The following is a 26,929-nucleotide window of genomic DNA, read 5'->3' on the forward strand; positions in this document are numbered from 1 at the left end:
AAGAAATGCGTCAGGGAAGGGCCATCGGGGGTTCGTATGGCTGGTATGCGGCTCAGGCGCCCAGGCGGACCGGGAGGGCGCGGAGGCTGTTGCCGGCGAAGTCGGCCTCCCGGGCGAGGCCGTCCTCGGGCACAGTCGATCGCAGGCGCGCCCGGGTCGCCGGGATGCGGGGTTCCCGGACGCTCGGGTCCGGGGAGCGTCCGGGAATATCGGCGACCGGTGCCATGTTGACGACCACGGAACGGCGGGTATAGTGCGATCAGCACCTGTGGTCGCCCCCCTAGTCGGGCGCCGGTGTCGTTCCCTCTCCTCCAGCCGCTTCGGCCGTCGCTTTCCGACCGGCCCGCCGGCTTCTCCGCACCACCTCGTGACCAGGGCTTTTCGCGCCGTTCCCGAGGTGTCGTTCCCGCCGCCCGGAGGCCTGTGTGTACGCCTCCCGCTCGCGGCCCACTCCCCCTTCTCTTCTGTCTTCCGTCCTCGAAAGGACCACCTCTCATGACCACCACACTCGAACCTCCCGTACAGCAGCAGGGGCAGAACGCCGTCCGGCCCGTCACCGGTGTCCTCGACATCGACGCGGGCGGGAAGGGGCAGCTGCGGGCCCCGAGCTGCCTGTCCTCCCCGGCCGACCCCCAGGTCTCCGCCGCGCTGATCCGCCGTCACGGCCTGCGCAAGGGCGACCTCGTCGAGGGCGTCCGGGGCAACCAGCGCACCCTGACCGAGGTCACGCGCGTCAACGGCCGTACGCCCGAAGAGCTGCGCGGCCGCCGTCACTTCCGCGATCTGACCCCGCTGCACCCGTACCAGCGGATCCGCCTCGAACACCCCGCCTCGGGGCTCGCCGGCCGGGTGACCGACCTGCTCGCCCCCGTCGGCAAGGGGCAGCGCGGGCTGCTCGTGGCCCCGCCGAAGACCGGCAAGACCGTGCTGCTCCAGCAGTACGCTGCCGCCGTCGCCGGCAACCACCCGGAGTGCCACCTCATGGTGCTGCTGCTCGACGAGCGCCCCGAGGAAGTCACCGACATGCGGCGCTCGGTCCACGGCGAGGTGTACGCCTCCACCTTCGACCGGCCCGCCAAGGAGCACATCGCCCTCGCCGAACTCGTCGTCGAGCGGGCCAAGCGGCTCGTCGAGGACGGCCGGGACGTCGTCATCCTCCTGGACTCCCTGACCCGGCTGTGCCGGGCCCACAACAACGCGGCCGCCTCCAACGGCCGTACCCTCAGCGGCGGCGTCGACGCCGGCGCGCTGCTCGGCCCCAAGCGGTTCTTCGGCGCCGCCCGCAAGGCCGAGGAGGGCGGCTCGCTCACCATCCTCGCCACCGCTCTGGTGGACACCGGCTCCCGTGCCGACGGCTACTTCTTCGAGGAGCTGAAGAGCACCGGCAACATGGAGCTGCGGCTGGACCGCGAGCTGGCCTCCCGGCGGGTCTTCCCGGCCGTGGACATCGCCCCCTCCGGCACCCGCCGCGAGGAACTCCTGCTCACCCCGGCCGAGTTGACCGCCGTACGCGGCCTGCGCCGGGCCCTGCAGAGCCGGGAGGGGACCCCCTCCGGCCTGGAGACACTCCTTGAGCGGATGCGTGGGACGCCGGACAACGCCACCTTCCTGCGCCGTGTCCAGCCGACCCTGCCGGCGGGCTGACACCGGAGCCGGGCGTGCGGCATCCGGGTTGCTCAGGGCGTCCATCCGGCCCAGGCTGCGCGCCGGACGCCGACTCCCTTCCTACGTTGATCATATGACGATCGGATTCTCTGACCGATTCCCTCGCCGGGCGGCGGTGTCGACCTGCGCCCTCTGTGTGGCGGGCCTGCTGGCGCTGACGTCCGGTACGGCCGCCGCCGGCACCGGGGCGCTGGACCCGGCCCCGCCCCCGAGGGCGGTGGTGCCCGGACCGTCCCTGCTCTACCACTCCGGCATCCAGGTACGGCCGCACTCCGGGGTGCCGGAGGTCCCGGACGTCTCCGCGCTCTCCTGGCTGGTCGCCGACGCGGGCAGCGGCCAGGTGCTCGCGGCGAACGAGGCACATCGCGAGCTGCCCCCGGCCAGCACGCTGAAGACCCTGTTCGCGCTCACCGTGCTGCCGGTCCTGCCGGCCGGTCTGGAGCACCGGGTGACGCCCCAGGAGCTGGCGCACGTCGAGGAGGGCAGCAGCCTGGTCGGCGTCGAGGAGGGCCACACCTACCGGGTGGCCGATCTGTGGCGCGGGGTCTTCCTCAGCTCCGGCAACGACGCCGTGCACGTCCTGGCCGCGCTCAACGGGGGCTGGGGCCACACCGTCACCCGGATGCAGGCCAAGGCGCGTGCCCTGGGCGCCCTGGACACGCATGTCGAGTCCCCCGACGGCTACGACGCACCGGGGCAGGTCTCCTCGGCGTTCGACCTGGCGGTGTTCGGCCGGGCCGGGCTGCGCAACCGTGAATTCGCCCGCTACTGCTCCACCGCCGCGGCCCGCTTCCCGGCCGGCGACGGCTGGTCGTTCGGCATCGTGAACACCAACCGGCTGCTGACCGGCGAGGACGGGGTGCCGCGTTATCCCGGCATGATCGGGATCAAGAACGGCTACACCACCAACGCCGGCAACACCCTGGTCGCCGCCGCCCGGCGGGGCGGGCGCACCCTCGTCGTGACCGTGCTGAACCCCCAGGACGGCGGCGTGTACGACGAGGCCCGTCAGCTGCTCGACTGGGGTTTCGAGGCGGCCGGACGGGTCGACCCGGTGGGCTCGCTGGACGCCCTGCGGGCCAGGCCGCGCCCCCAGCCGGGGCCGAGCACCGTGCCGATGGCGGCGGCCACCGCACCGGAGGACGACTCCGGCTGGTCCGACACCGCCATGGCCGCGGGCTTCGCGGTACTCGGCGCGGGCGCCGTGACCCTCGCGATGCGGCTCAGGGGCGACCGCTCCGCTCGGGACTGACCGGTCGGCAGGCCCAGCAGCAGACCCAGGGTGATCCAGGTGTAGAGGTTGCTGCCGAGGAACCCGTCGATGCCCGACGCATCGTCGAACCACAGCCACACCACGCTGGTGCACATCACCGCGTAGAGGGCACCCGCGATCCGCGGGTACCCCGCGCGGGCCAGCAGGGCGAACGAGGGCAGCGCCCACACCAGGTGGTGCACCCAGGTGATCGGGCTGACCAGGCAGGCGGCGAGACCGGTGAGGGCGAAGGCGGCCGTCCAGTCCCCGGCCGCCACCGCCTTGCGGGTCCGCCACGCCCACACGGCCAGTGTGAGCAGCACGACCGTCGCCCACAGCGGCTTGTCCGGATGGCCGAGCCGGGCCAGTACGCCCTGCAGCGACTGGTTCGACACATAGTCGAGCCGGCCGACCCGGCTGGTGTCCCAGAGCGCCTGCGTCCAGTAGAAACGGGACGCCTTCGGGTCGGTCCAGGCGGCGAGCCCGGTGGCGGCGAGCGCCACGGCCGTGGCGACACCGGCCGCACGCCACCTGCGGCCGATCAGCAGCATGCCGATGAACAGCGCGGGAGTGAGCTTGATCGCGGCGGCGAGCCCGATGCCGACCCCGGCCCAGCGGCCCCGCCCACTGCGCAGCAGACAGCAGTCCCCCAACACCAGGGCGAGCAGCACCAGGTTCACCTGGCCGAAGCTGAAGGTGTCCCGCAGCGGCTCGAACAGCGCCAGCACGCACAGGGCCAGCGCCCAGCGGTACCAGCCCCAGCGCCGCCAGCCAGGACCGGCCAGGATGCGCAGCACGAAGGCCAGCGCGGCCAGGTTGACCAGCAGCGAGGCCGCGATGGCCAGGTGCAGCCCGACCAGCGCCATGGGCAGCATGCCGACGGCGGCGAACGGCGGATAGGTGAAGCCGTACGTCGTCCCGGGCACCCGGTAGTCGTAGATCCGCCCGCCGTGGTGCACCCAGGTGTGCACCGTGCCGTAGTAGACGCGCAGGTCGAACCAGTCGCGCAGCAGCGGCACGGTGGCCGTGAACACGGTCACGGTGGCGACGAGGAGCAGGACGAGCAGCAGTCTCCCCCGGTCGGTACGCGGTCCTCTCATGCCGTACGTCCCACGGCCGGGGCCTGCGCGGCCTGGTGGGCCTGCCACAGCACGACCACGCCCAGCACCCCGCCGGAGACGGCGAGGACCAGCTGGCCGATGTCGGCGGGGCCGCCGCTGGGCAGCACCGCGAGCGCGAGCACTCCGGTGACGGCGGCCACCCGGTGCCGGACCGAGGTGCTGGGCGCCGCCGCCGCTATCAGGAACAGGCCCCAGATCGCGTACCAGGGCCGGATCGCCGGTCCGAAGGCGGCGACCGCGGCCAGGCTCAGGCCGAGGGCGTAGATCGGGCGGGGCCGCAGCCGGACCCATATCAGCAGCACGGTCACCGCGGTGAGCGCGAGCCCGAGCAGATGCCAGGCCGGCACGGCCAGCGGCGCCAGATCGCTGCCGAGGTGTTCCAGGAGCGCGCCGGTGGCCCGGCCGAGCAGGCTGCTGAGCGCCCAGTTGTGCGCGGAGACGGGCGTGTCGAGCGCCCTTATCCACCCGTACCCGGTCCCGGCGACGGCGGTCGCGACCACCGTCGTGGCGCCGGACGCGGCCGCCGTCAGCAGGGTGGCGCCCACCGGACTGCGGCCCTTGCGCGCCTGTACGACGATGATCGCGAGCAGCCCCAGCGCGGCCGGTGCCTTCACCAGTGCCGCGAGCGTGACGAGCACGGCTCCGAGGAGCGGCCAGCGGCCGAGCGCCGCGACCAGGCCGAGGCCCAGCAGACCGAGCATGATCGCGTCGTTGTGGGCGCCCGCGACCAGGTGCAGCAGCACCAGGGGGTTGAGGGCACCGAGCCAGAGCGCGGCCGACGGGTCGGCGCCGCTGTGCCGGGCCAGCCGGGGCAGCGCGGCCGCCATCAGGCCGACGCCGAGCAGGGCGACCAGGCGCATCCCGAAGAGCCCGGCCGGGAGTTCGCCCCGGGTCAGGCCGGACAGCAGCGACGCCACACCCATGAACGCGGGGCCGTACGGTGCGGCGGTGTTCTGCCAGACCGGGGCGACCTCGTCGGCCAGCGGGCCGCCGAGCTGCGCGGGCCCCGCCGTGTAGACGTCCATGTGCGCGTCGACCATCGCGCCCTGCGCGAGGTAGCTGTACACGTCCCGGCTGAACAGCGGGGGCGCGAGCAGCAGCGGGGCCGCCCAGACTGCGAGGACCAGCAACAGCTGGCGGGGGGTGGGCGGTTCGCCACTGCGCACGAGGCGGCCCAGCAGGAGCCACGCCGCGATGAGCAGCACGACACCGAAGTAGACCCCGACCAGGCCGAACGCCGCCTGCACCGAGCTGGGCGCGAGCAGGTCCTCCACGGGGAGGGCGCCTGCGGTCTCACCTCCCAGGGCAAGGAACGCGGTACCGGCCAGGCCTAGGACCTGACAGCGGCGAAGATCGACGGGAAAAGCCATGGCCAACACTGGCTCAGCGTGTCAATTGCGGGTGGCCAGAAAGCGACGGGGCGTTTTCCTGCGAGAGACCTGGCTGTGACTGGCCAGTGATTCGTCGCCGGACGGCACAGTCACGCGTCTAGAAAACCGACAGGCCCGTCAGTGTCGTGAAGCGGTCCAGGGCCGCCACCCCCGCCACCGAGTTGCCCCGCTCGTCCAGGCCCGGGCTCCACACGCACAGCGCACAACGGCCCGGCACCACGGCGATGATGCCACCGCCCACCCCGCTCTTCCCCGGCAGCCCCACCCGGTACGCGAAGTCGCCCGCCGCGTCGTACGTGCCGCAGGTCAGCATCACCGCGTTGACCTGTTTCGCCTGGCTGCGGGTGAGCAGACGGCTGCCGTCGGCCCGGATGCCGTGGCGGGCCAGGAACGTGGTCGCCAGGGCGAGGTCGGCGCAGGACGCGGCGACGGAGCACTGGCGGAAGTACTGGTCGAGGAGGACCGGGACCTCGTTGTCGATGTTGCCGTAGGAGGCCATGAAGTGGGCCAGGGCGGCGTTGCGGTCGCCGTGCTGGGACTCGGAGGCGGCCACCCCCCTGTCGAAGTCCAGGGCGGCGTTGCCGCTCTCCGCGCGCAGAAAGGCGAGGAGCTCGCCGGCCGCGTCTCCGGTACGGGTCTGGAGGCGGTCGGTGACGACGAGGGCGCCCGCGTTGATGAAGGGGTTGCGCGGGATGCCGTTCTCGTACTCCAGCTGGACCAGGGAGTTGAAGGGGTTGCCGGAGGGTTCGCGGCCGACGTGTTCCCAGAGTTCGTCACCCTCGCGGCCCAGGTCGAGGGCGAGGGTGAAGACCTTGGTGATGGACTGCGTGGAGAACGGCTGCCGCCAGTCGCCCACGCCGTAGACCGTGCCGTCCAGCTCGGCCACGGCCATGCCGAAACTGCGGGGGTCGCAGGCGGCGAGCGCCGGTATGTAGTCGGCGGGCCGCCCGCGGCCGGGCGTCCGCTCGATCTCCTCCGCGATCCGCTCCAGGACCGGCAGAAAGGCCGGTGACGACGTCATTGTCATGATCACCATTGTGCCTCCGGGCCGGTCCTGGTGCGTACTCGCAGGTCAGACGAGGGGCGCACCGCTGCCGGCGACGACCTCGGGACGCAGCAGGTCGGCGAGCCGCTCGGCCGGCAACAGACCCTTCTCCAGGACGAGTTCCGCGACACCCCGGCCGGTGACGAGGGCCTCCTTGGCGATGTCGGTGGCCGCCGTGTACCCGATGTACGGGTTGAGGGCGGTGACCAGGCCGATGGAGTTCTCGACCGTCGCCCGCAGCACGTCGGTGTTGGCGGTGATGCCGTCGACGCACCGCTCGGCCAGGGTCAGGCAGGCGTTCCGCAGGTGGGTGATGCTCTCCGACAGGGAGTGCAGGATGAGCGGCTCGAACGCGTTGAGCTGGAGCTGCCCGGCCTCGGCGGCCATGGTGATGGCGACGTCGTTGCCGATGACCTCGAAGGCGACCTGGTTGACGACCTCGGGGATGACCGGGTTGACCTTGCCGGGCATGATCGACGAGCCGGCCTGCACGGGCGGCAGGTTGATCTCGCCGAGCCCCGCGCGCGGCCCGGAGGACAGCAGCCGCAGGTCGTTGCAGCTCTTGCTGAGCTTGACCGCGATCCGCTTCAGCACACCGGACATCTGCACGAACGCACCGCAGTCCTGAGTGGCCTCCACCAGGTTGGCGGCGGTGACCAGGGGCAGTCCGGTGATCCCGGCGAGGTGCCGGCGGGCCGACTCGGCGTATCCGACGGGCGCGTTGAGGCCGGTGCCGATGGCGGTGGCCCCCAGGTTGATCTCCTGGATCAACTCGACGGCCTCGTCAAGACGGGAGCGGTCCTCGTCAATCATTACGGCAAAGGTGGAGAACTCCTGACCGAGCGTCATGGGAACCGCGTCCTGCAACTGTGTACGGCCCATCTTGAGCACGTCACGGAACTCGACGGCCTTACGGCCGAAGGCGTCCTGGAGTACAGCCATCGCCTTGAGCAGTCCACGCACCGCGAAGACCGTCGCGATCTTGACGGCGGTCGGGTAGACGTCATTGGTCGACTGACCGAGGTTGACGTCCTCATTGGGGTGCAGGTACTGGTACTGCCCCTTCCGGTGCCCCATCAACTCCAGCGCCCGGTTGGCGACCACCTCGTTGGCGTTCATGTTCGTCGAGGTCCCGGCACCGCCCTGGATGACGTCCACGACGAACTGGTCGTGCAGCTTGCCGTCCCGGATCTCCCGGCAGGCGGCGACGATCGCCGCGGCCTTCGCGGGCGCCAGCAGCCCCAGTTCCTCATTGGCGAGAGCGGCGGCCTCCTTGACGGCGGCCAGGGCGTCGATCAGATGCGGGTAGGCGGAGATCGGCGTCCCGGTGATGGGGAAGTTCTCGGTGGCCCGCAGGGTGTGCACACCCCAGTAGGCGTCGTCGGGCACGTCGCGGTCACCGAGCAGATCATGCTCGCTACGAACAGTCATGAAAGCACGAGTCCTGTTTCAAGAGAGTGAGGGTGAAGCGCCCCGTCAGGGGCGCGGGGAACTGCGCGACCAGCCACAACGAGCCCGCGGCCGCAAAACCACAAGTCCGCGCAGGCGACTAGGCGCAAGCCGAAACCGCAACCGGCTCCAAGGACCGAACGGGCCGCACACGCCCGACCTCCCTGCCACCGCCGAGCAGCGCCTCCCCGGCGAACCCGGTCAGCAGCTCCGGATCCACCCCGGCCCGCGCCAACGCCGCCGCCGCCACCGGCACCCGCGCCCGGTTCGCCCCGTCGGCGATCTTCACGGCCACGGCCCGCCCGTCCGGCAGCGCCGCGACCTCGACGCCCTCGAAGCCGTCCTTGGCCAGCAGCCCCGGCACGGCCGCCATCAGCGCGGCCACGTCGCGGCCCGCGCCGGACGCCATCTCCGCGTGCTCGCGCATCGCGTCGGCGACCCGCGCCTCGGGCGTACCCGGCACGGCGCTGACGATCCGCGACACCGCACGGGCGAGACCGTGCAGGGAGATGGAGAACAGCGGCGCCCCGCAGCCGTCCACGGTGGTCCGCGCGATGCGCTGCCCGGTCAGGTCCTCGACGATCTCGGCGATCGCCTGCTGGAGCGGGTGCGCCGAATCGAGATAGTCGTCCAGGGACCACCCGTTGAGCTTCGCGGTCCACAGCATCGCCGCGTGCTTCCCGGAGCAGTTCTGCGCGAGCCGCGACGGCTCCCGCCCCTCCCGCACCCAGGCGTCCCGCACGACGGGGTCGTACGGCAGGTCGGGAACGTTGCGCAGGTCGTCCTCGGTGAGACCGGCGAGGCCGAGGATCCGCCGGGTGCCGGCGAGGTGGCGTTCCTCGCCGGAGTGGCTGGCGGCGGCCAGCGCGAGCAGCTCGCCGTCGAGCGGCAGCCCGGCCCGCAGCATGGCCACGGCCTGGACGGGCTTGACGGCCGAGCGCGGGTAGAACGCGGCCTCGATGTCGCCGAGCTGGAACTGGACCTCGCCGTCGGCGCCGAGGACGACGACGGAGCCGTAGTGGATGCCCTCGACGACCCCGCCGCGTATGAGGTGGGCGACGGGGGCGTGGAGGGGCTCACGGACGATGGGTGCGGCCGCGGGGGAACTGCTGTACATCACTGCCTGGTCTCGGGTGAGTCGGGACGGACCGGTACGCGGTTCACGCGTCGGTTCCGGCGGACGGGCGCGCGAGGCCGCGGCGGATGGCGTACCAACCGGCGACCAGCGCTCCGACGATCAGCGGCAGGCACAGCACGGTGGTGCGTCCGGCGCCGCCGTCGGCGTACATGAGGACCAGGACGGAGGCGAGGAACGCCAGCGTCACGAGCTCGGTCCAGGGGGAGCCCGGCAGTCGGTAGCCGGGGCGGGTGAGTTCGCCCTTCTGGGTCTTCTGCCAGAAGAGCAGGTGACAGAGCATGATCATGCCCCAGGTGGCGAGGATGCCGATCGCCGCGAAGTTGAGGACGATCTCGAACGCGTCGGCGGGGACGACGAAGTTGAGGCCCACGCCGAGCACACAGATACCGCTGGTCAGCAGGATTCCGCCGTACGGCACCTGGCTGCGGCTCATCTTCGCGGTGAACTTGGGGGCGGAGCCGTTGACGGCCATGGAGCGCAGGATGCGTCCCGTGGAGTAGAGGCCGGAGTTGAGGGAGGACATGGCCGCGGTGAGCACGACGAGGTTCATCACACCGCCGGCCGCCGGGATCCCGACGTGGGAGAGGACGGTGACGAAGGGGCTCTCCCCCGACGTGTACTTGTTCCAGGGCAGCAGCATCGACAGCAGGACGACCGAGCCGACGTAGAACAGGCCGACCCGCCACATGATCGAGTTGATCGCCTTGGGCATGATCTTCTCGGGGTTCTCGGTCTCGCCCGCGGCGACGCCGACCAGTTCGACCGACGCGTAGGCGAAGACGACGCCCTGGATGATCAGCAGCATGGGCAGCAGGCCGTTGGGGAAGATGCCGCCGTTGTCGGTGATCAGGGTGGGGCCGGGGGTGGTGCCGTCCACGGGGTGCTGGGTGACCAGCAGGAAGATGCCGATGACCATGAAGATGACCAGCGCGCTGACCTTGACGATCGCGAACCAGAACTCCAGTTCGCCGAAGATCTTGACCGAGATGAGGTTGACGGTCAACACGACGGCAAGGGCGATCAATGCGATCAACCATTGCGGGATGTCGGAGAACATCCCCCAGTAGTGCGTGTAGGTGGCCACCGCGGTGATGTCGGCGATGCCGGTGGTCGCCCAGTTCAGGAAGTACATCCAGCCCGCGGTGTACGCGCCCTTCTCACCGAGGAACTCACGGGCGTACGAGACGAAGGCGCCGGAGGACGGGCGGTACAGGACGAGTTCGCCGAGGGCTCGTACGACGAGGAAGGCGAAGATCCCGCAGACCGCGTACGCGACGAAGAGGGAGGGACCGGCGTCGGCGAGGCGGCCACCGGCGCCGAGGAAGAGGCCGGTGCCTATGGCGCCGCCGATGGCGATCATGTTGACGTGCCGGTGCTTCAGCGACTTGCTGTAGCCGTGGTCTCCGGCGTCGACGTGACGGGACGAGGGGCGCGTCTCGTCTTTGAGGTGCTGTTCGCTCACGCCTCGGTTCCGCCTTCCGTGTGCTCGTCCGTGCGCGCGGGGCGCACGATGTGGGTGAGGGTCGTCTCGACGCGGTCCAGGTGGTGGCTCATGGCGTCCACGGCGTCGGGTTCGGAACCGTCGATCAGTGCCTCGACGATGGCCCGGTGCTCCCGGTTGGACTGCTCGCGGCGGCCGCCCAGTTCGTTGAGGAAGGCCGACTGACGCGCCAGTGCGTCCCGGATCTCCTCGATGACCCGGCGGAAGACCGGGTTCTGGGCGGCCTCGGCCACGGCGAGGTGGAAGAGGGTGTCCATCGCGACCCACGCGGTGGTGTCCGTCTCCCGCTCCATGCGGTCGAGCAGATGGGCCAGGTGGTCCAGGTTCTCCGGGGTGCGGCGCAGCGCCGCGTACCCGGCGACCGGGATCTCGATGTGCCGGCGCACTTCGAGCAGGTCGCTGGCCGCGTAGTCGCCGAAGGTGGGGTCCTCGACGGCGCTGGCGACGACGAAGGTGCCCTTGCCGGTCTTGGAGACGGTCAGGCCCATCGTCTGCAGGGCCCGCAGGGCCTCGCGCAGGACGGGCCTGCTGACCTCCAGGGTGCGGCACAGCTCCGCCTCGGAGGGGAGCTTGTCGCCTACGGCGTACTCGCCGCGCTCGATGGCACCGCGCAGATGCGCCAGTACCGCCTCCATGGCACTCACACGCCGCGGAGGCTGTCCGGCTGTCGGGCTGTCTGACAGGTTCACGAGTGAGATGTTCCGGGTTGCGGGACGAGACTGTCAAGGTTTCCGGAAAGGAAACATTCACGGGGTGCGACACCTGAATGGACAGGCGTCACACCCCGTGGCGGAGCGATGACAGGGTCAGGCGCTGATCGTGTTGGTGGCGAGCAGCCCGAAGAGGCCCAGGCCGATGACGATCCGGTAGATCACGAACGCGTTGAAGGAGTGCTTGGCGACGAACTTCAGCAGCCAGGCGATGGAGGCGTAGGCGACCACGAAGGAGACGACCGTGCCGACGACCAGCGGGGCGGCGCCGACGCCCGCGCCCAGGGCGTCCTTGAGCTCGTAGAGGCCGGCGCCGGTCAGGGCCGGGATGCCGAGGAAGAAGGAGAGGCGGGTGGCGGCGACCCGGTCCAGGTCCCGGATGAGCGCGGTGGACATGGTGGCGCCGGAGCGGGAGAAGCCGGGGAAGAGCAGGGCGAGGATCTGGGAGGAGCCGACCCACATCGCGTCCGCGAAGGAGGTGTCGTCCTCTCCGCGCTTGTGGCGGCCCATCTGGTCGGCCACCCACATCACGCCGGAGCCGAGGATCAGCGAGCCGGCCACCACCCAGAGCGAGGCGAGCGGGCCGTCGATCAGTGGCTTGGCGGCGAGGCCCACCAGGACGATCGGGATGGTCGCGGCGATCACCCACCAGGCGAACTTGTAGTCGTGGTGGTAGCGCTCCTCCTTGTTGACCAGCCCCCGGCCCCAGGCGGAGACGATCCGCCGGATGTCCTTGAAGAAGTACACCAGCACAGCGGCGATGGCACCGACCTGGATGACGGCCGAGAACCCGACGACGGACTGGTCGTCGACGGGGATGTTCATGAGCCCCTCGGTGATCTTGAGGTGACCGGTGGAGGACACCGGGAGGAACTCGGTCACCCCCTCGACTACCCCGAGGATGGCGGCCTGACCGACGGAGATGGCGCTCATGGGATCCAGTTCTGCAGAGTTTGGTCGACAGTGCTGTAGACAGTCTTACAACGCGCGGGTGTGAAGCAAGTCCTAGGCCCACACCGCCTGGGCGATCGCCACTCCGGCGAAGGCCGCTCCGAGCCCCGCCGCCACGCTCGCGACGACGTTGGCCGCAGCGTAGAGCCCGGCGCCGGTCTCGGTCAGCCGCAGGGTCTCGTAGGAGAACGTCGAGTACGTCGTGAGCGCCCCGCACAGCCCGGTGCCCAGCAGCAGCTGGAGGTGGGGGCTCGCCGCGCCCGCCGAGGCCGCGCCGGTCAGCAGGCCGAGGATCAGGCAGCCGACGACGTTCACCACGAAGGTGCCCCAGGGGAAGACGGAGTCGTGCCTGGCCCGGACGGCACGGTCGGTGAGGTAGCGCAGCGGAGCACCGACGACGGCACCGGCGACGACCAGCAGCCAGTTCACAACGACTTCTTACCCTTCGCGTCCGTTTTGCCGGAGTTCGCGTCCCGCCCGACGTATCCGATGACCTCGCAGTCGTCCAGCGTGACGACCGCCACCGGCAGGTCCTCGCTCAGGGACGGCAGCCGGGCGGTGTGGATGCGGGCGGAGGCACCGAAACCCTCGATGCCCCGGAAGACGCCGGCGCCCGCGAGTCCGGCCGCGTGGGCGCGGTGCACGATCTCCGTGCAGAGGGGCTCGTGGTGCCGGGTGTCGTCCTCGCCGACGTGGACCGTCAGGCGCAGGGCGCGGTCGGTCGGTCTCGTCATCGCTGCCTCCGGGTGAGGACACGGCGGGTCGCGGTGGCCGCGCACCACACCGCGGCGAGGGCCGCGCACAGCGTCGCGGCGAGGTAGGCCAGGCCCGTGGCGGGCCGGCCGTGGTCGACCAGTTTCTGGATGTCGACGGCATAGGTGGAGAAGGTGGTGAAGCCGCCGAGGACGCCGGTGCCGAAGAAAGGGCGGACGAGGCGGTGCGCGGGCAGCCCTTCGGTGATCAGGACCAGGAACGCGCCGATCACCGCGCAGCCGATGACGTTCGTCCAGAAGGTCGCCCAGGGGAATCCGCCCGCCGCCGTGGGCAGCGCCAGGGCGAGCGCGTAGCGGGCCACCGCCCCGATCGCGCCGCCGGCGGCGACCACCGCGACGACCGGTGCCTGGGCGCGCCATTCCGGCCGCCGCCTGGGGCTCGGCCGGTCATGGAGGCTCTCGGCTTCCGGGGCTGTCATGGGTCGTGGATCTCCTGTTCGGCACCGCCCCGACGGGTGCACCAGGGTACCGCCGGGTCTACCCGCCGGTCACTTCGCGGTGGGGGCCGCGCACACCGCGACGCCGGGCTCCCAGACGCTGCCGAGGACCAGGTGGCGGCCGGTCACGCAGACGCTGGTGGCCATGCGGAAGCCGGAGTGGTGGCGGGCGAGGTGGTGGACGACCCTGCCGTGGTCGTCGAGGGCCGTCACGGCGATGGTGCCGGCCGGGCGGTAGGGGGCGTGTACGGCGGCCCGCGCGGCGGCCCGGCGGACGGCGGGCGGGGTGCGGTGGAAGAGGTCGAGCGGCGGGTTGCGCGGGCCGGCCAGGGCGACCCAGATCAGCTCGCCGTCGCGCCACATGTTGTCGGGCATACCGGGGAGCTCGGCGAAGAACTCGGCGCGGCCGGCCCGCGGGCCGGTGAGCCAGTAGCGGCTGAGACGGTACGCCCCGGTCTCGGCGACGATCAGGAAGGTGCCGTCGCCGCTCACGGCCAGCCCGTTGGCGAACTGGAGGCCGTCGCAGGCCACTTCGGCCGTACGGGCGCCGGGCGCGAGGCGCAGCAGGCGGCCGGTGCCGCTGTGCTCGACGATGTCACCGATCCACCGGTCCAGCGGGAAGCGTCGGCTGGAGGCGGTGAAGTACACGGTGCCGTCGGGCAGGGCGACCACATTGCTCGCGAACCGCAGCGGCTCTCCCTCGACCGAGTCCGCGAGGACGCGGACGGCGCCGTCGGCGAGGCCGACGCGCAACAGGCCGCGCTCCGCGTCGCAGACCAGCAGGTCGCCGTCCGGGAGCAGTTCGAGGCCCAGGGGGCGGCCGCCGGTGCGGGCCAGCTCGCGGACCCGGGCGGTGTCCGGGTCGCCGAGCCCGTCCAGGCGCAGGATGCGGCCGTCCTCGACGCCGGTCAGGACCCCGCCGTCCGGATCCGTCACCACGTCCTCCGGACCGCGGCCGCCGATGGCGACGTAGTGGAGGGGGACGAGGCGCGAGGGTCGGTCCATGAACCCCATACTGACAGGCGTAACCGCTCTCACCAGCCCTTCTCGAACATCCGGGCCACTTCGGCGATCCGGATCTCGTCACGCCGGTAGTAGGTGCGGTGCCGGATGCGCCGGGTGCGCAGCAGCCCGAGCCGGGTCAGCATGCCCAGATGGGTGCCGGCGACCTTGCGGGAGACGCCGAGTTTGACCGCGACGGCCCGGACGGTGACGCCGTCCTCGGTGAGGTCCGCGTGACGCTGGGGCGGGAAGTGGGCCGTCGGATCCTTGAGCCAGTCCAGAATGTCCAGGCGGCTCACGCTCTTGGAGTTCCTCAGCATCCGACCGGCCTCCGTCCGTCCCTGCCTCCTCGTAGTTCGTTTTCCCACTGTTCCGCAGCCGAAGCCCCCACGTCAGGGACTCGGTGAGCGTTGTCCGAGATCGAATGGCCGTACGAAATCGGCCGATGGGGGCCTTGCCTTCGCGACCTGCCCCGGACCGGGCGGAGGGGCCCGGCCGTCCCCTGACGGCCGGGCCCCTCGTCAGCGGTGGTTCAGCGGTGGCTGAACCACGCCATGGAGGAGAGCGCCTTGTCGTCGTAGCCGAACAGGGCCTGGTTCTCCCAGCCGTTGCCGGAGGTGGCGTCGGTCGGGTCCCAGCCGTTGCCGGTGACGGCGGTCCAGGTCGCCTCCCAGTAGAAGACGCCGAGGCCACGGCCGTTCGGGACGGCCTCGACGATGTTCGCGACGGCGTTCATCCAGGCCAGCTGGCCGGCCGCGGTGGCCGGGTAGCCGGTGACCAGTTCACCGCTGGTGTCGATCTGGTTCTCCAGCGAGTCGTCCTGGGCGAGGGTGAACGGGTAGGCGGTCTCGGCGATGTAGACCGGCTTGCCGTAGCGGGAGGCCGCGTCGTCGAGGGTGGTCTGGGCGGCGGCCAGCGAGCCGTGCCAGTAGCCGTAGTACGACAGCCCGATCACGTCGTAGTTGATGCCGTAGGTCTTGGCGTTGTCGAACCACCAGCGGACCGTGGCGTCGTCGCCCGCGTTGGCCAGGTGCAGGGCGACCAGAGTGCCGGAGGAGACCGCCTTGGCCGCGCTGTAGCCGGAGTTGATGAGGCCGGCGAGCTGGGACCAGTTGTCGGTGGAGCCGTCGGACCAGAGCATGCCGCCGTTGATCTCGTTGCCGACCTGGACCATGTCGGCGGTGGTGCCCTGCGCCTTCAGGGCGTTGAGGACGTCGTACGTGTGGTTGTAGACGTCGGTCTTGAGCTGGCTGTAGGAGTGGCCGGACCAGGCGGCGGGCTTGGTCTGCTTGCCCGGGTCGGCCCAGCTGTCCGAGTAGTGGAAGTCGACCAGCAGCTTCATGCCGGCCGCCTTGACGCGCTTGGCCACGGCCAGGACGTGCGCCTTGTCGTTGTAGCCGTCGGCCGGGTTGACCCAGACCTTCAGGCGCGCGTAGTTCATGCCGGCGCTCCTGAGGATGGTGACCGCGTCCCCGGTGGTGCCGGAGCTGGTCTTGTAGACGCCGCCCTTGGCCTCGCTCTTGGCGAGTGACGAGATGTCGGATCCCTTGATGGCCAGGCCTGTCGAGCCGGAGGCGAAGGTCAGGTCGTCGACGTTGATCCAGTTGCCCGCGTTGGCATCGGAGTTGATGCTGATCGTGCACTGGTTGCCGGTGACCGCGATCGAGGTGACGATACGGACCCAGCTGCTGGTGGAGACCGGCAGATCGGTCCGCTGCTCCGAACTGCCGCAGTTCTTCAGGGATATGTAGGCGGAGTTCTGCCCGCCGCTGGAGCGGACCCAGGCGGTGAGGGTGTAGGTGCCGTTGGTCAGGCCGGAGAGGTACTGGTACGTCTCCACCTTGTAGGCGGCGGCCGAGTAGTGGCTCAGGCGGTAACTGCCGCTGTGGCCTCCGGACTCGGTGTACGAGGCGCCCGTGGCGCCGTACTCCGACCAGCCGGTGGGTGCGGCCACACCGGCGCCGTCCGATTCGAAGCCGCCGTTGGTGAGGGTGCTGGCCGCCTGGGCGGTCCCCGCGGGAAGGGCGGTGAGGGCGAGCCCGGCCAGCAGCGGCAGCAGCAGGGCTCTGATGGTGCGTCTGGGATGGAACATCATCGTCCGTCGTCCCTTCGACGTGACTGGGGAGGGGTGTCCTCCGGCGGGGCCGGAGGAGCCCCTCCGCCCACGGCTCTCGTGGCACTCGCGGGCGGAGGGGAGTCTCGGCGGACCCGGGTGCGGCGGCCCGGTCCGCGGCCGGGGCTCAGCCGTCGAGCCGTACGACCCGGACGGCGCCCGCGGGGACCGCGAGGCGGCCCGCGGCGCGTTCGCCCGTCAGCAGTTCGGTGCCGTGTGCCTCCAGCGGCACCTTGGCGTCGGTGGCGGTGTGGTTGATGGCGAAGAGGAAGGTGCCGTGGTCACCGGTGCGGCGGACCACCTCGACATCGCGGGGCAGGTCGGCGCGGGGTGCGATCCGGGCGTCCTCGGCGGCCCGGCCGAGCAGGGCGTCGAGGCCGGGTGCGTCCAGGCGGGTCGACACGTACCAGGCGGTGCCCTCCCCCAGCCGGTGCCGGGTGACGGCCGGGTGGCCGGCGGTGAGGCCGTCGGTGTAGGTCCAGACGGTCTCGGCGGCGCCCGGGACGACGAACTCGGTCCACACGTCGCCGGTCAGCTCGGAGCCGTCGGGGCCGGTGAGGCGCACCCGCCCGCCCTGGAGCAGGGGCGAGAACTCCTCGACGGTGAGGCCGAGGGCGTCGCGCAGCGGGCCCGGGTAGGCGCCCGCGTGCACGGCGTCGTGCTCGTCGACGATCCCGGAGAAGTACGAGACGACCAGCGTGCCGCCGTTCTCGACGTACTCCTTGAGGTTGTTCCCGGCCGCCTCCGTCATCAGGTAGAGGGCCGGTACGACGACAAGGGGATAGGCCGACAAGTCGCTTTCCGGGTGGGCGAAGTCGACCGTGAGGTGGCGGTCGTAGAGGGCCTCGTAGAAGGCGTCGGCACGCTCGCGCGGGTCGTGGTCCTCGCTGGGGCGCCACTGGAGGTTCTGCGCCCACCAGGACTGCCAGTCCCACAGGACGGCCGCGTCGGCCTGCGTGCGGGCGCCCTTGACCTGGGCCAACGAGTCGAGGGAGGCGCCCAGTTCGACGACCTCGCGCCACACCCGGGTCCCGGTGCCGCCGTGCGGGAGCATCGCGGAGTGGAACTTCTCGGCGCCGCGCCGGGACTGCCGCCACTGGAAGAACATCGCACCGTCGGAGCCGCGGGCCACATGGGCCAGCGAGTTGCGGGCCATCTGCCCGGGCGCCTTGGCCGGATTGCGCGGCTGCCAGTTGACACCCGAGGTGGAGTGCTCCAGCAGCAGCCAGGGCGCACCGCCGGCCACGGAGCGGGTGAGGTCGGCGGCCATCGCGAGGTTGACGTGGGTGCGGCGGCCGTCGGTGATCAGGTAGTGGTCGTTGGTGACCAGGTCGACCTCGCGGCCCCAGGCCCAGTAGTCCATGGAGTCGCACTGGCTGAGGGCGGTCATGAAGTTGGTGGTCACCGGGACGCCGGGCGAGAGGCGGTGCAGGATGTCCCGCTCCGCGCGGAAGTTCTCCCGGATGGTGGCGTCGACGAATCGCTTGTAGTCGAGGGCCTGGCCCGGGTTGCCGACGGTCGGGGTGGCGCGCGGCGGGTTGATCTGCGCCAGGTCGGTGTAGTGCTGGCCCCAGAAGGCGGTGCCCCAGGCCTCGTTGACGGCGTCGACCGTGCCGTGGGTGTCGGTCAGCCAGCGGCGGAAGTGGGCGGCGCAGGAGTCGCAGTAGCAGGCCGAGACGGGGACGCCGTACTCGTTGTGGACGTGCCACAGGGCGAGCGCGGGGTGGTCGCCGTAGCGCTCGGCGAGGCGGGTGGTGATGTCCGCGGCGGCCGCGCGGTAGTCGGCGTTGGAGTGGCAGATGGCGCCGCGTGAGCCGAACTCGTACCGCACGCCCTCCGCGGTCACCGGCAGGGCCTCGGGGTGGGCCCGGTAGAACCAGGCGGGCGGCGCCACGGTGGGCGTGCCCAGGTCGACGCGGATGCCGTTCTCGTGCAGCAGGTCGAGGACCCGGTCCAGCCAGCCGAAGTCGTACTCCCCCGGGGCCGGCTCCAACAGGGCCCAGGAGAAGATCCCGACGCTCACCATCGTGACCCCGGCCTCGCGCATCAGCCGCACGTCCTCCTGCCAGACGCTTTCCGGCCACTGCTCGGGGTTGTAGTCCCCACCGAAGGCGAGCCTGGTGAGGCCCCTGGGGGTGGTGTCCGGCATGGATCTCTCCCGTTTAATCGATCATTTGGGAACGTGCACACACATCGATCGTGGCGTGAGCCCAACATAACCGCACAGCAACAACCATTGACAAGTGTCCGGGATGTTTCTCTACTGTGAACGCTCACAGAGCAGGACACGGACTCGCGACGGGCGATGATCCGGGTCTGAGAACGCTCACACAACATCTGCATGGCAGGTCCCCGCGACGGGCGGGGACCCAGGTCAGGGGAGAGATCCATGCCGCACACGAAGCGCCGCCGCCTCGTGACAACCGCCGTCGCCGTCTCGCTCGGCGCCACCGCCCTCGCCGCCTGCGGCTCGTCCGACGACGACAGCAAGGCCGACTCCGGTCCGGTCTCGCTGACGTACTGGGCATGGGCGCCCGGTATGGACAAGGTCGTCGACCTGTGGAACAAGGGCGAGGGCAAGAAGGAGCAGATCACCGTCACGGTGAAGAAGCAGGCGTCCGGTGACACGCTGATCACCAAGATCCTCACCGCGCACAAGGCGAAGAACGGCCCCGACCTGGTGCAGGCCGAGTACCAGGCGCTGCCGACGCTGGTCAGCAACGACGCCGTCGCCGACATATCGAAGAGCGTCGGTGACGCCAAGTCCAAGTTCGCGGACGGCGTCTGGCAGCAGGTCACGCTGGGGACGGACGCGGTGTACGCGGTGCCGCAGGACATCGGCCCGATGATGTTCTACTACCGCGCGGACCTGTTCAAGAAGTACGGCCTGACCGTCCCCACCACCTGGGACGAGTTCGCGAAGACCGCCCGCGCGCTGAAGAAGAAGGCGCCGGACACCGACCTGACCACGTTCTCCGCCAACGACTCCGGCCTGTTCGCGGGCCTCGCCCAGCAGGCCGGCGCCAAGTGGTGGACCACCTCCGGCGACAAGTGGAAGGTCGCCATCAACGACGCGGCCACCCAGAAGGTGGCCGAGTTCTGGGGCGGCCTGGTCAAGGAGGGCGCCATCGACAACCAGCCGATGTACACCCCGGCCTGGAACAAGGCGCTGAACACCGGCAAGCAGATCGCCTGGGTCTCCGCGGTGTGGGCACCGGGCACGCTGACCACGGCCGCGCCGGACACCAAGGGCAAGTGGGCGATGGCCCCGCTCCCCCAGTGGTCCGCGTCCGAGGACGTCACCGGCAGCTGGGGCGGCTCCTCCACCGCCGTCACCACCGACTCCGAGCACCAGGAGGCCGCGGCCAAGTTCGCCGCCTGGCTGAACACCGACGGCGACGCGCTCAACGCACTGGCCAAGGAGGGCGGCATCTACCCGGCGTCCACCTCGGCCCAGCTCAGCGGAGCCTTCTCCAACCCGCCGGAGTACTTCTCGAACCAGGCCGACTTCTACACCGAGGCCGCCAAGATCGCGAAGACCACGGCGCCCTCCGCGTGGGGCCCGAACGTGAACGTCGCGTACACGTCCTTCAACGACGCGTTCGGCGCCGCCGCCAAGAACAAGTCGGACTTCGGGGCCGCCCTGGACACCATGCAGGAGGCCACGGTCGCCGACATGAAGAAGCAGGGCTTCGAGGTCTCTCAGTGACCAGCCCCACCGACCGGAAGGCGTACGGGGTCAAGGGGGCCCCGTACGCCTTCCTCCTCCCCGCCACGGCCCTCTTCGCCCTGTTCTTCGCGCTGCCCATCGGGTACGCGGTCTGGCTCAGCTTCCGCAAGGTGCACGTCTCCGGCCTCGGCCTGGGCGCGGGCGCCCGCAGCGAGGTGTGGGCCGGACTGGAGAACTACCGGGACGCCCTCACCGACAACGAGTTCTGGGCCGGCGCGCTGCGCGTCCTCGGCTACGGCTGCATCGTCGTCCCGGTGATGCTGGGCCTCGCCCTGGCGTTCGCCCTGATGCTCGACACCGAGCGGGTCCGGCTGGCCCCCTTCACCCGGCTCGCGATCTTCCTGCCGTACGCCATCCCCGGCGTGGTGGCCGCGCTGCTCTGGGGCTTCCTGTACCTGCCGGACGTCAGCCCCTTCTACTACGTGCTCGACAAGCTGCACCTGCCGCAGCCGGACCTGCTGGACGGCGGGCCGCTTTACCTGGCCCTCTCCAACATCGCGATCTGGGGCGGCACCGGCTTCAACATGATCGTCATCTACACCTCGCTCAGGTCCATCCCGGCCGAGGTGTACGAGGCGGCGAAGCTGGACGGCGCCACCCCGCTGCAGACCGCCCTCAGGATCAAGATCCCGATGGTGGCGCCCTCGCTGGTGCTGACCTTCTTCTTCTCGATCATCGCGACGCTCCAGGTCTTCAACGAGCCGACCACCCTCAAGCCCCTCACCAACTCGGTCAACACGACCTGGAGTCCGCTGATGAAGGTGTACGTCGACGCCTTCGCCAAGGGGGACATCTACTCGGCGGCGGCCGAGGCGACGCTGATCGCCCTCGCCACGCTGCTGCTGTCCTTCGGGTTCCTGCGGGCCGCGAACCGCCGCAACAAGCAGGAGGCAGCAGGATGAGTTCTCTTGCCGTGCGCAAGGCCGCCCCGGCCGCCGGTATCGCCCAGGGTCCGCCGCTGCGCCGCCGTATCGCCCTGATCCCGACACTCACCCTCCTCCTCGGCGCGGTCTACACACTCCTCCCGGTGGCCTGGGTGGTGATCGCGTCCACCAAGTCCGGCAGCGAACTGTTCTCCACCTTCACCTTCCTGCCCGGCACCGGATTCGTGGACAACCTCAAGGACCTCAACGGCTACCGCGAGGGCATCTACTGGAACTGGATGGGCAACTCCGCCCTGTACGCCGGTCTGGGCGCCCTGCTGTCGACCTGCGTGTCCGCCTTCAGCGGCTACGCCCTCGCGACCTACCGCTTCCCGGGCCGCGAGTCGCTCTTCAACGTGCTGCTGGCCGGCGTACTGATGCCCCCGGTCATCCTCGCCATCCCGCAGTACCTGCTGCTGGCCAAGGCGGACCTCACGGACTCCTACTGGTCCGTGCTGCTGCCGCAGATCCTCTCCCCGTACGGCGTCTACCTCTCGCGGATCTACGCGGCCGCGGCCGTACCGGCCGACGTGGTCGAGGCCGGGCGGATGGACGGGGCCGGCGAGTGGCGGATCTTCACCCGGATCGCGATGCCGATGATGATCCCCGGCATGGTGACGGTGTTCCTGTTCCAGTTCGTGGCCGTCTGGAACAACTTCCTGCTGCCGTACATCATGCTGAGCGACGACGAGAAGTTCCCGCTCACGCTCGGTCTGTACACGCTCCTGGAGCAAGGCGCCAACACCCCGGCGCTGTACACCCTGGTGATCACCGGGGCGTTCCTGGCCGTGCTGCCGCTGATCGCGCTGTTCCTGGTCATTCAGCGGTTCTGGAGCCTTGACCTGCTGTCCGGAGCCGTAAAGTCATGACCATGGGCAGCAATGCGGGGGGCCGGCGCAGACCGCCGACGATTCATGACGTGGCGCGCGAGGCGGGTGTCTCGCGGGGGACCGTCTCGCGCGTGCTCAACGGCGGGCACTACGTCAGCCCCGCCGCGCAGGAGGCGGTGAACGACGCCATCCGCCGCACCGGGTACGTCGTGAACCGGCACGCCCGTTCACTGATCACCGGACGTTCGGACTCGGTCGGCTTCCTGCTGACGGAGCCTCAGGAGAGGTTCTTCGAGGACCCCAACTTCAATGTGCTGCTGAGCGGTTGCACGCAGGCGCTGGCCGGGTACGACATCCCGCTGCTGCTGATGCTGGCGGGCACGAAGGACGAACGGCGGCGCATCACGCGGTACATCAGCGCCGGGCACGTCGACGGGGTGCTGCTGGTGTCCAGTCACTCCGGTGACCGGGTCGCCGAGGAGCTGCGCGAGGCGGGTGTGCCCCTCGTCCAGTGCGGCAAGCCCATGGGGCCCGGCTCCAAGGTGAGTTACGTGGCGGCGGACGACCGGGACGGCGCCCGCGACATGGTGCAGCACCTGCTGTCGCGGGGCCGCCGCCGGATCGGCATGGTGAGCGGCCCCCTGGACACCCCGGGTGGTGTCGATCGCCTCGCCGGCTACCAGGAGGTACTCACGGAAGCGGGAATCGAGGTCGACGAACGGCTCATCGTCTCCGGCGACTACAGCCGGGCCAGCGGCGAGGCGGGCGCCGAGCGGTTGCTGGCGCAGGCGCCGGACATCGACGCGCTTTTCGTGGCCTCCGACCTGATGGCACAGGGGGCCCTCGCGGCACTGCACCGTGCGGGCCGTCGGGTGCCCGAGGACGTCTCGGTCGGTGGCTTCGACGACTCGGTCGCCGCGATGGAGGCCACCCCCGCCCTCACGACGATCCACCAGCCCTATGACCGCATCAGCGCCGAGATGGTGCGGCTGCTCCTCGCCCAGATAGGCGGCGAGGACCCGGCGGCGGTGATCCTGCCGACGGAACTGGTGCGGCGCGAGTCGACGTGAGCCGGGCGCGGTCCGGAAGTGCCAGGGCCTGCCGTCGGGCATCTGCCGCCGCGTGGGCTTGTCGTGCCCACGCGGCGGCAGCCCCATATCGGGCTGAGCCCCGCGCCCCTTCGGGCGCTTTCGCCGAAGACCGCAACCGGTCAGGATCGAAGAAGCCGCGGCGGCCTCCCCCGTCCTAGCGTGGGCTCACCGGCCGAAACACGCCGGTTCCCCTAACCCGAGGAGCGAGAAGACCATGACCGCAGGCATCCAGACGATCATCTACCCCGTCAAGGACGCGGCGCGGGCCAAGGCCCTGTTCACCGCCCTGCTGGGCGTCGAGCCGTTCGCCGACGAGCCGTACTACATCGGGTACAAGGCCGCCGGACAGGACGTCGGCCTGGACCCGAACGGGCATGCCCAGGGGCTGACCGGGCCGACGCCGTTCTGGCACGTCACCGATCTGCGGGAGCGGCTCGCGGCGCTGCTGGCGGCGGGTGCGGAACTGGTCCAGGACGCCCGGGACGTCGGCAACGGCCGGCTGGTCGCCTCCGTGAAGGACGCCGACGGCAACATGGTGGGGCTTCTTCAGGACCCGGTGGCCTGACCGCCGTACCGCCCCCTTCGTACGGCCTGCGGAATCCTGCTTGCACCCGCACTAGTTGCACACTCAACGATTGGCCGGATCGGTGCTACGGTGCGGGTATGGCAGTCACGACGGCCGAGGCCCGGCTGGAAGAACGCTGGCGGGACATCCTGTCGGTGCACGCGCGCACGATGTGCGAGATCGACCGGGTGCTGCACCCGCACGGGCTGGGCGCGAGCGACTTCGAGGTGCTCGACCTGCTGGCCACCGAGACGCCCGCCGAGGGTGACCACTGCCGGGTGCAGAACCTGGTGGGACGGGTGCATCTCAGCCAGAGCGCGCTGTCCCGTCTGATCGGGCGGCTGGAGAAGGACGGTCTGGTGGAGCGGTCGGTGTGCGTGGAGGACCGGCGGGGCGTGTGGGTCGCGCTCACCGCCGAGGGCCGCGCCCGGCACGCCGAGGTACGGCCGCTGCAGCGGGCCGCGCTGGAGCGGATGCTCGAAGGCCCGGCCGCCGGCTAGAGCGCGAACTCGATGCCGTCCGGGAGGACTTCGATGCCCTCCTCGGCCAGCTGGGCGCGGGCCCGCGAGGCGGGGTCGACCAGGGGGTTCGTGTTGTTGAGGTGGGTGTAGATCCGGCGGGTGCGGGGGTGCCGGGCCAGGGCGGCGAGGCTGCCGTTCCGGCCGGAGACCGGGAGATGGCCCATGGCGGCCTGCCCGGGTCCGGAGCGGACCGTGGAGCCCATCTCGTCGGCGGTGAAGAAGGTGCCGTCCAGCAGGACGCAGTCGGCTTCCTCGCACAGCTCGTCGAGCGTGTCGCTCCAGGCACCGACGCAGGGCGCGTAGAGCAGGACTCCCCCGGTGGCCAGGTCCTCGACGCGGTACGCCGTGACCCAGCGGCCGTCGGCCGCCGCGAGCCCGGCCGGGACGTACTTCGGGGCCTTGGCGCTCACCGGGTGCGCGGTCACGACCAGGCCGCCGGACAGCACGAAGCCGCCGTCGGCCAGACTGTCGGCCCACTCCCAGGGGGCGTAGCGGTCGAGGGCGCCACGGGCCGGGGCCAGCAGCGTCCGCACGGGCGGGGCCGCGTACACCTTCAGGTCGGGTGCCCCGCGCAGCACGCTCAGACCCGTGACATGGTCGGCCTCGGCGTCGGTGAGCAGCACTCCGCGCACCGGGGTCTCCCGGGGGCCCGGACCCGGCCAGAGCACCGCGGTGGCGGTGAGCTGGGCGCGGATGTCCGGCGAGGCGTTGAGCAGCCACCAGTCCCGGCCGTTGCCGGTCAGGGCGACGCACTCCTGGGTACGGGACGGCAGCTTGCCGTCCCGGGCGGCGGCGCACAGCGCGCAGGCGCAGTTCCACTGCGGGAATCCGCCACCGGCGGCGGTGCCCAGCAGGACGACCCTCACGACGATCCGCCCCTCTCGGTACTCCCCGACCCCTGCTGGGATCTTCCCTCAGGATGGGCCGCGCTACCCGTGGCTGGGGGGAACTTCCGGCCGTCCTTCGGGGGGCTGCCGGTCCACCGGGCGCATCGGCGGGATCGGTTCCGACGGGAAGTCGCGCCCGCCGGTCCACAGCGCCGGTACGGCGTCGCACCGGCGGCACAGCTCGTAGGCCACGGCCTCGTAGTTGACCCGCCAGCCGTGGAAGTGCGGCCAGGCCTCCCGCGTGCCGCGTTCCGCACGGAAGCCGCTCTTCTCCAGCATGGTCACGGCCGCCTCGAACTCGCCGTACGTCAGGTCGATCGGGGCGTCCGGGGGCGGGTCGGTGTCGAAGGTCGCCCGTACCGAGGCGGCGATGTCACGCAGGGCGGTGAACCCGGCGCGCAGCACCAGGCGGGCCTCCGGCGGGGCGGCGCGCGGGGTGAGCGCGAGCTGCAGGGCGGCCGCGTCCATGACGGCGATCAGGCCGACCAGCCAGCTGCGGTAGGGACGGGGCGAGCGGAACGCCAGCAGCACCGGGTAGGTGGCGTGGCTCTCCCCCATGTCCGCGGCCAGCCGCTCCCAGTCCCGGTACAGCTGGGGCAGCGCGACCTCGGTGTCGACCAGCCACTGCCGGGCCAGGATCTCCGGGCCCCAGGCGGGCTCGCCGGCCCGGGACTGGAGGAGGGTGACCTCCAGTTCGCGGCGGTTGTAGGCGGCGTACAGCGTGGGGAGGTAGGCGATCTGCAGGGCGATGACGACGGGGCCGGTGGCGGCGGCGACGAAGTCGATCGCGGACAGCCGCAGCCGGACGCCGCTGGCGAACCCGAGGGTGAACAGGCTGGAGCCGGCCTCCCGGAACGCGGTGCTCCAGGACAGCGGGGAGAACGCGTACAGCAGCAGGCCGAAGCCGAGGAACGCCCCGCCGAGCCAGGCGGCGAGCATGCCGATCAGCATCAGCGGGGCGAGCCAGGTCTCCGCCCGGTCGATCGCCCGGTAGTCGCGGCCGCGCGCGGTCAGGCAGAGCAGCTTGCGCAGGGTCCACCACAGCCGGTACACCAGCACGGAGTACAGGCCCCGGGGGACCACGAGCGTGCGCAGGATGCTGCGCAGGACCAGGATCAGTACCAGTCCCCCGGCCACCCCGGAGATCCATTCCATGGGGCCATTCTGACCCGGGCGGCGACCTCCCGGTGACCGGAACCCTTCGTCAGCCCGTCGGCCGGGCCAGCAGGGTGCGCACGCCCTCCGAGGTGAGCGTCAGCGCGTGCGACGAGCTGCCGTCGATGGCGAGTGACAGGTTGTCCTCGGGCCACTGCGAGGCGAGCGCGCCCAGCGGCACCAGGCGGTAGCGGGAGACCGTCGGCAGCAGACCGGTCAGCTCTCCCTCCGAGGTGAACACGGGGACGACGGGGTCGCCCTCGGGGCGTTCCAGGACGGGCAGCGCGATCATCGCGGGGTCGGCCGCCTCCGCCGCGTCGTCCGGCACCGGGACCAGCACGTCACTGTGCGCCAGCGTGTCCAGTGCGTCACGGTCCTCGGCGTTCACGGCCAGCGTGTCGAGCGCCCGCTGGGCCGGCGTAGGAAGGTCGTCGTGTGCGGGTGTCTCCATGGCAGATCCCCAGGTAGTGGCGGTACTGGCCGCAGGGACCGGTGAGTACCGGGCGGCCACGGCACGCGTACCCGATCCGGGCCGGGGCATGCGTCCGGGCTCCTGACCCCGGACGACGGAAGGGCAGCTCCGGCCGGGTGGCGGCGGGACGGGACGAGGTGGGCGCGGTGCGGGGCGAAGGCGTGCCGGGGCCGTGCCGGGGCGGTTCGGGGGCGGTGCCAGGGCGGT

General features: G+C 71.1%; 26 protein-coding genes and 1 pseudogene. 8 read left to right on the forward strand and 19 right to left on the reverse strand.

Translation table 11 applies throughout. From position 1 onward, the window contains the following. Window positions 1-52: 52 nt before the first annotated feature. A complete protein-coding gene (locus ACFWXC_RS13925; RefSeq protein ID WP_384478057.1) occupies window positions 53-238 on the reverse strand; it encodes a hypothetical protein in 186 nt (61 codons plus the stop codon). 257 nt (window positions 239-495) lie between these two features. On the opposite strand from ACFWXC_RS13925, the gene rho reads away from it, so the two are divergent. Together rho and ACFWXC_RS13935 are read left to right on the forward strand one after the other, a co-directional pair. Beyond that, complete coding sequence (rho, locus tag ACFWXC_RS13930; protein WP_384478060.1) at window positions 496-1,644, forward strand: transcription termination factor Rho; 1,149 nt, start codon at window positions 496-498, stop codon at window positions 1,642-1,644. 94 nt (window positions 1,645-1,738) lie between these two features. Beyond that, window positions 1,739-2,632, forward strand: a pseudogene (locus ACFWXC_RS13935) (D-alanyl-D-alanine carboxypeptidase family protein); the annotation flags it as partial. Between the two features lie 41 nt (window positions 2,633-2,673). Here the strand turns inward: ACFWXC_RS13935 and ACFWXC_RS13940 are convergent. The 15 genes from ACFWXC_RS13940 to ACFWXC_RS14010 form a co-directional block, all read right to left on the reverse strand. Continuing rightward, complete coding sequence (locus ACFWXC_RS13940; RefSeq protein WP_384478063.1) at window positions 2,674-4,017, reverse strand: glycosyltransferase family 87 protein; 1,344 nt, start codon at window positions 4,015-4,017, stop codon at window positions 2,674-2,676. Next, window positions 4,014-5,408: a polyprenol phosphomannose-dependent alpha 1,6 mannosyltransferase MptB gene (gene mptB / locus ACFWXC_RS13945; protein ID WP_384478066.1), complete on the reverse strand. Its 1,395-nt coding sequence runs from the start codon at window positions 5,406-5,408 to the stop codon at window positions 4,014-4,016. The genes ACFWXC_RS13940 and mptB overlap by 4 nt, the downstream gene beginning before the upstream one ends. 118 nt (window positions 5,409-5,526) lie before the next feature. Further along, window positions 5,527-6,465 carry a glutaminase gene (locus ACFWXC_RS13950; RefSeq protein WP_384478068.1) on the reverse strand — a complete coding sequence of 313 codons (939 nt, stop codon included), beginning with the start codon at window positions 6,463-6,465 and terminating at the stop codon, window positions 5,527-5,529. A 36-nt stretch (window positions 6,466-6,501) separates the two neighbouring features. Continuing rightward, window positions 6,502-7,905, reverse strand: a complete 1,404-nt coding sequence (gene aspA / locus ACFWXC_RS13955; RefSeq protein ID WP_384478071.1) for an aspartate ammonia-lyase — start codon at window positions 7,903-7,905, stop codon at window positions 6,502-6,504. Window positions 7,906-8,023: 118 nt separating this feature from the next. Next, the gene (locus ACFWXC_RS13960) at window positions 8,024-9,040 is read right to left on the reverse strand and encodes an asparaginase (protein ID WP_384478074.1); all 1,017 of its coding nucleotides are present in this window, start codon (window positions 9,038-9,040) and stop codon (window positions 8,024-8,026) included. A gap of 43 nt (window positions 9,041-9,083) precedes the next feature. Further along, on the reverse strand, window positions 9,084-10,523 hold the full coding sequence (locus ACFWXC_RS13965) for an amino acid permease (protein WP_384478076.1): 1,440 nt from the start codon (window positions 10,521-10,523) through the stop codon (window positions 9,084-9,086). Further along, complete coding sequence (locus ACFWXC_RS13970; protein ID WP_351736505.1) at window positions 10,520-11,197, reverse strand: FadR/GntR family transcriptional regulator; 678 nt, start codon at window positions 11,195-11,197, stop codon at window positions 10,520-10,522. Before ACFWXC_RS13970 ends, ACFWXC_RS13965 begins: the two co-directional genes overlap by 4 nt. 171 nt (window positions 11,198-11,368) lie before the next feature. After that, window positions 11,369-12,205 (reverse strand): undecaprenyl-diphosphate phosphatase, encoded by an 837-nt coding sequence (locus ACFWXC_RS13975; protein WP_384478078.1) that lies wholly within the window; start codon window positions 12,203-12,205, stop codon window positions 11,369-11,371. A gap of 72 nt (window positions 12,206-12,277) precedes the next feature. Then, window positions 12,278-12,652 carry a fluoride efflux transporter CrcB gene (gene crcB / locus ACFWXC_RS13980; RefSeq protein WP_384478080.1) on the reverse strand — a complete coding sequence of 125 codons (375 nt, stop codon included), beginning with the start codon at window positions 12,650-12,652 and terminating at the stop codon, window positions 12,278-12,280. Next, window positions 12,649-12,957 (reverse strand): DUF190 domain-containing protein, encoded by a 309-nt coding sequence (locus ACFWXC_RS13985; RefSeq protein ID WP_384478083.1) that lies wholly within the window; start codon window positions 12,955-12,957, stop codon window positions 12,649-12,651. The genes crcB (ACFWXC_RS13980) and ACFWXC_RS13985 overlap by 4 nt, the downstream gene beginning before the upstream one ends. Continuing rightward, a complete protein-coding gene (crcB, locus tag ACFWXC_RS13990) occupies window positions 12,954-13,415 on the reverse strand; it encodes a fluoride efflux transporter CrcB (RefSeq protein ID WP_384478086.1) in 462 nt (153 codons plus the stop codon). Before crcB (ACFWXC_RS13990) ends, ACFWXC_RS13985 begins: the two co-directional genes overlap by 4 nt. 69 nt (window positions 13,416-13,484) lie before the next feature. Continuing rightward, window positions 13,485-14,438, reverse strand: a complete 954-nt coding sequence (locus tag ACFWXC_RS13995; RefSeq protein WP_384478089.1) for an SMP-30/gluconolactonase/LRE family protein — start codon at window positions 14,436-14,438, stop codon at window positions 13,485-13,487. A gap of 29 nt (window positions 14,439-14,467) precedes the next feature. Beyond that, entirely contained in the window at window positions 14,468-14,755 is a 288-nt protein-coding gene (locus ACFWXC_RS14000; protein WP_384478092.1) for an ArsR family transcriptional regulator, read from the reverse strand. A gap of 212 nt (window positions 14,756-14,967) precedes the next feature. After that, a complete protein-coding gene (locus ACFWXC_RS14005; RefSeq protein WP_384478508.1) occupies window positions 14,968-16,527 on the reverse strand; it encodes a glycosyl hydrolase 53 family protein in 1,560 nt (519 codons plus the stop codon). 148 nt (window positions 16,528-16,675) lie between these two features. Next, the gene (locus ACFWXC_RS14010; RefSeq protein ID WP_384478094.1) at window positions 16,676-18,697 is read right to left on the reverse strand and encodes a beta-galactosidase; all 2,022 of its coding nucleotides are present in this window, start codon (window positions 18,695-18,697) and stop codon (window positions 16,676-16,678) included. A gap of 240 nt (window positions 18,698-18,937) precedes the next feature. Between ACFWXC_RS14010 and ACFWXC_RS14015 the strand changes: the two genes are divergently transcribed. From ACFWXC_RS14015 to ACFWXC_RS14040, 6 genes are all read left to right on the forward strand, one after another. Beyond that, window positions 18,938-20,257: an ABC transporter substrate-binding protein gene (locus tag ACFWXC_RS14015; RefSeq protein WP_384478097.1), complete on the forward strand. Its 1,320-nt coding sequence runs from the start codon at window positions 18,938-18,940 to the stop codon at window positions 20,255-20,257. Then, window positions 20,254-21,180: a carbohydrate ABC transporter permease gene (locus tag ACFWXC_RS14020; protein ID WP_384478100.1), complete on the forward strand. Its 927-nt coding sequence runs from the start codon at window positions 20,254-20,256 to the stop codon at window positions 21,178-21,180. The genes ACFWXC_RS14015 and ACFWXC_RS14020 overlap by 4 nt, the downstream gene beginning before the upstream one ends. Beyond that, window positions 21,177-22,070, forward strand: coding sequence for a carbohydrate ABC transporter permease (locus ACFWXC_RS14025; RefSeq protein WP_384478103.1), 894 nt, complete (start codon window positions 21,177-21,179; stop codon window positions 22,068-22,070). Before ACFWXC_RS14020 ends, ACFWXC_RS14025 begins: the two co-directional genes overlap by 4 nt. Further along, window positions 22,067-23,101, forward strand: coding sequence for a LacI family DNA-binding transcriptional regulator (locus tag ACFWXC_RS14030; protein ID WP_384478105.1), 1,035 nt, complete (start codon window positions 22,067-22,069; stop codon window positions 23,099-23,101). The genes ACFWXC_RS14025 and ACFWXC_RS14030 overlap by 4 nt, the downstream gene beginning before the upstream one ends. Window positions 23,102-23,336: 235 nt before the next feature. Next, entirely contained in the window at window positions 23,337-23,687 is a 351-nt protein-coding gene (locus ACFWXC_RS14035; protein ID WP_384478108.1) for a VOC family protein, read from the forward strand. Between the two features lie 98 nt (window positions 23,688-23,785). After that, window positions 23,786-24,187, forward strand: a complete 402-nt coding sequence (locus tag ACFWXC_RS14040) for a MarR family winged helix-turn-helix transcriptional regulator (protein ID WP_384478111.1) — start codon at window positions 23,786-23,788, stop codon at window positions 24,185-24,187. On the opposite strand, the gene pqqB is transcribed toward ACFWXC_RS14040, so the two are convergent. The 3 genes from pqqB to ACFWXC_RS14055 all read right to left on the reverse strand — a co-directional run bounded on the left by pqqB (window position 24,184) and on the right by ACFWXC_RS14055 (window position 26,701). Then, on the reverse strand, window positions 24,184-25,074 hold the full coding sequence (gene pqqB / locus ACFWXC_RS14045; protein WP_384478114.1) for a pyrroloquinoline quinone biosynthesis protein PqqB: 891 nt from the start codon (window positions 25,072-25,074) through the stop codon (window positions 24,184-24,186). The genes ACFWXC_RS14040 and pqqB overlap by 4 nt on opposite strands. A 63-nt stretch (window positions 25,075-25,137) precedes the next feature. After that, the gene (locus ACFWXC_RS14050) at window positions 25,138-26,250 is read right to left on the reverse strand and encodes a hypothetical protein (RefSeq protein WP_384478117.1); all 1,113 of its coding nucleotides are present in this window, start codon (window positions 26,248-26,250) and stop codon (window positions 25,138-25,140) included. Window positions 26,251-26,299: 49 nt separating this feature from the next. Continuing rightward, window positions 26,300-26,701 (reverse strand): SseB family protein, encoded by a 402-nt coding sequence (locus tag ACFWXC_RS14055; protein ID WP_384478120.1) that lies wholly within the window; start codon window positions 26,699-26,701, stop codon window positions 26,300-26,302. Window positions 26,702-26,929: the final 228 nt, after the last annotated feature.

The sequence above is a fragment of the Streptomyces sp. NPDC058683 genome, from assembly GCF_042716195.1.
Lineage (GTDB): Bacteria > Actinomycetota > Actinomycetes > Streptomycetales > Streptomycetaceae > Streptomyces.